The sequence below is a fragment of the Cohnella faecalis genome, assembly GCF_003570905.1.
Classification (GTDB): domain Bacteria; phylum Bacillota; class Bacilli; order Paenibacillales; family Paenibacillaceae; genus Cohnella; species Cohnella faecalis.
Genome location: NZ_QXJM01000031.1, coordinates 1 through 2,442, shown reverse-complemented (window position 1 = coordinate 2,442; position 2,442 = coordinate 1). Strand labels below are relative to the sequence as shown.

At 54.1% G+C, this 2,442-nt stretch carries 3 protein-coding genes and 1 pseudogene; 2 read left to right on the top strand and 2 right to left on the bottom strand.

Annotation, left to right across the window (positions count from 1 at the left end; genetic code table 11):
* The coding region (locus tag D3H35_RS30695; protein ID WP_233567850.1) for a hypothetical protein at nucleotides 1–295 on the top strand (295 nt) is incomplete at its 5' end.
* Nucleotides 244–1,244: pseudogene (locus D3H35_RS10030) on the top strand (spore germination protein). The gene D3H35_RS30695 and the pseudogene D3H35_RS10030, both read left to right, overlap by 52 nt.
* Here the strand turns inward: D3H35_RS10030 and D3H35_RS32215 are convergent.
* On the bottom strand, nucleotides 1,186–1,776 hold the full coding sequence (locus D3H35_RS32215) for a spore germination protein (RefSeq protein WP_267901372.1): 591 nt from the start codon (nucleotides 1,774–1,776) through the stop codon (nucleotides 1,186–1,188). The pseudogene D3H35_RS10030 and the gene D3H35_RS32215 overlap by 59 nt on opposite strands.
* Nucleotides 1,777–1,795: 19 nt before the next feature.
* Nucleotides 1,796–2,053 (bottom strand): spore germination protein, encoded by a 258-nt coding sequence (locus D3H35_RS33450; RefSeq protein ID WP_158594048.1) that lies wholly within the window; start codon nucleotides 2,051–2,053, stop codon nucleotides 1,796–1,798.
* Nucleotides 2,054–2,442: the final 389 nt, after the last annotated feature.

Sequence of the window (2,442 nt, the reverse complement as noted above, 5' to 3'; positions counted from 1 at the left end):
TTCCGGTATGAGATCGCAGCGTGCGGGCAACCCTAATGGAAATCGAAGGAATGGAGGGTTTCATTTGCTTAATCGGCTTGTCGCAGAATTGAACGATCCCGACGATCTATGCTCGGAAACGATCGACAACGGCTATTGGACAATGGAGCTCGTCTATTTTCCCGCTCTTTGCGATGAAGCGTTCATTAAGACGGCTTGCTCGTTCCTTTCTCGTATCGTTTCGATCCCGACGAGTTTCGCCGAATGCTCAAAGCGAATCCGAAATTCGTCAAGCAGGACGACCGGAGCGACCTGAAGAAGCACGTCCTGCAAGGCAAGGTTATTCTAAGTCTGGAAGGAACCGTCTACTCCTTCGACGCGATCCGCAAGCTAATTACGAAGCCGGATACCGCCCAGGTTGAAACCGCCCTCCAAGGCCCCTACTCGGCGCTGGCCGAGGATCTGGACATCAATCTGTACCTGATCCGTTCCTCCTACAACGATTCTTCGCTGGCTATCGAATACCGGAGACTGGGGACATATCCAACACCCGGATTTCGCTCGTCTACGACAAAAAGCTGGTCAACGAATCCGTTCGAAAGGAGCTCGATCGCCGCCTGTCCGCGGCGGATCTCAAGCTGGTTCAGGCAGCGGGCGAATTGGGCAAAAAAATAGCCGGCAGCAAGCGTCCGCTATTCCCTCTCACGCTTGTGACCGAGAGGCCGGACCGCATTACAATGCTGCTTAAGAGGGGAAAAATCGTCATTGTCATCGACGGGAGCCGATTCGCCCTCGTATTGCCCGTCTGTTTCTCGGACTTCATGCACGCCATGGACGACGAATACGAAATGTTCTGGATGAGCAGAGCGCTGCTGCTTCTCCGTTACTTATCGCTGTTCCTGACTCTGACGCTTCCCGCGGCGTATATCTCGATCGTTTCCTACAATCCCGAAATCTTTCGTGTGCAATTAACGCTGTCGATTGCCGGAAGCCGTCTCGTCGTTCCTTATCCGTCGTTCATCGAAGTGTTCATCATGCTGTTCATGATCGAAGCGCTTACCGAAGCCAGCCTGCGGCTCCCTCGCTACATCGGCTCGACGGCGGCCACGGTAGGCGGGCTCATCCTCGGACAGGCCGTCCAGCAAGCGGGCCTCGTCAGCAGCATCATGATTATCGTCACTTCCGTCGTTGCGATTTCCAATTTCGTCATTCCGAAAAAAATCGCCGCTGCGACGAAGATGTATTTCGCAAATCGAATGGCGTAGCTGAACGTGGAGTTCGGAATGACGAAATTGGAAATCGCAACGACGAAGTGACGATAATCATGATGCTGCTGACGAGGCCCGCTTGCTGGACGGCCTGTCCGAGGATGAGCCCGCCTACCGTGGCCGCCGTCGAGCCGATGTAGCGAGGGAGCCGCAGGCTGGCTTCGGTAAGCGCTTCGATCATGAACAGCATGATGAACACTTCGATGAACGACGGATAAGGAACGACGAGACGGCTTCCGGCAATCGACAGCGTTAATTGCACACGAAAGATTTCGGGATTGTAGGAAACGATCGAGATATACGCCGCGGGAAGCGTCAGAGTCAGGAACAGCGATAAGTAACGGAGAAGCAGCAGCGCTCTGCTCATCCAGAACATTTCGTATTCGTCGTCCATGGCGTGCATGAAGTCCGAGAAAACAGACGGGCAATACGAGGCGAATCGGCTCCCGTCGATGACAATGACGATTTTTCCCCTCTTAAGCAGCATTGTAATGCGGTCCGCCTCTCGGTCACAAGCGTGAGAGGGAATAGCGGACGCTTGCTGCCGGCTATTTTTTGCCCAATTCGCCCGCTGCCTGAACCAGCTTGAGATCCGCCGCGGACAGGCGGCGATCGAGCTCCTTTCGAACGGATTCGTTGACCAGCTTTTTGTCGTAGACGAGCGAAATCCGGGTGTTGGATATGTCCCCCAGTCTCCGGTATTCGATAGCCAGCGAAGAATCGTTGTAGGAGGAACGGATCAGGTACAGATTGATGTCCAGATCCTCGGGCCAGCGCCGAGTAGGGGCCTTGGAGGGCGGTTTCAACCTGGGCGGTATCCGGCTTCGTAATTAGCTTGCGGATCGCGTCGAAGGAGTAGACGGTTCCTTCCAGACTTAGAATAACCTTGCCTTGCAGGACGTGCTTCTTCAGGTCGCTCCGGTCGTCCTGCTTGACGAATTTCGGATTCGCTTTGAGCATTCGGCGAAACTCGTCGGGATCGAAACGATACGAGAAAGGAACGAGCAAGCCGTCCTTAATGAACGCTTCATCGCAAAGAGCGGGAAAATAGACGAGCTCCATTGTCCAATAGCCGTTGTCGATCGTTTCCGAGCATAGATCGTCGGGATCGTTCAATTCTGCGACAAGCCGATTAAGCAAATGAAAACCCTCCATTCCCTTCGATTTCCATTAGGTTGCCCGCACGCTGCGATCT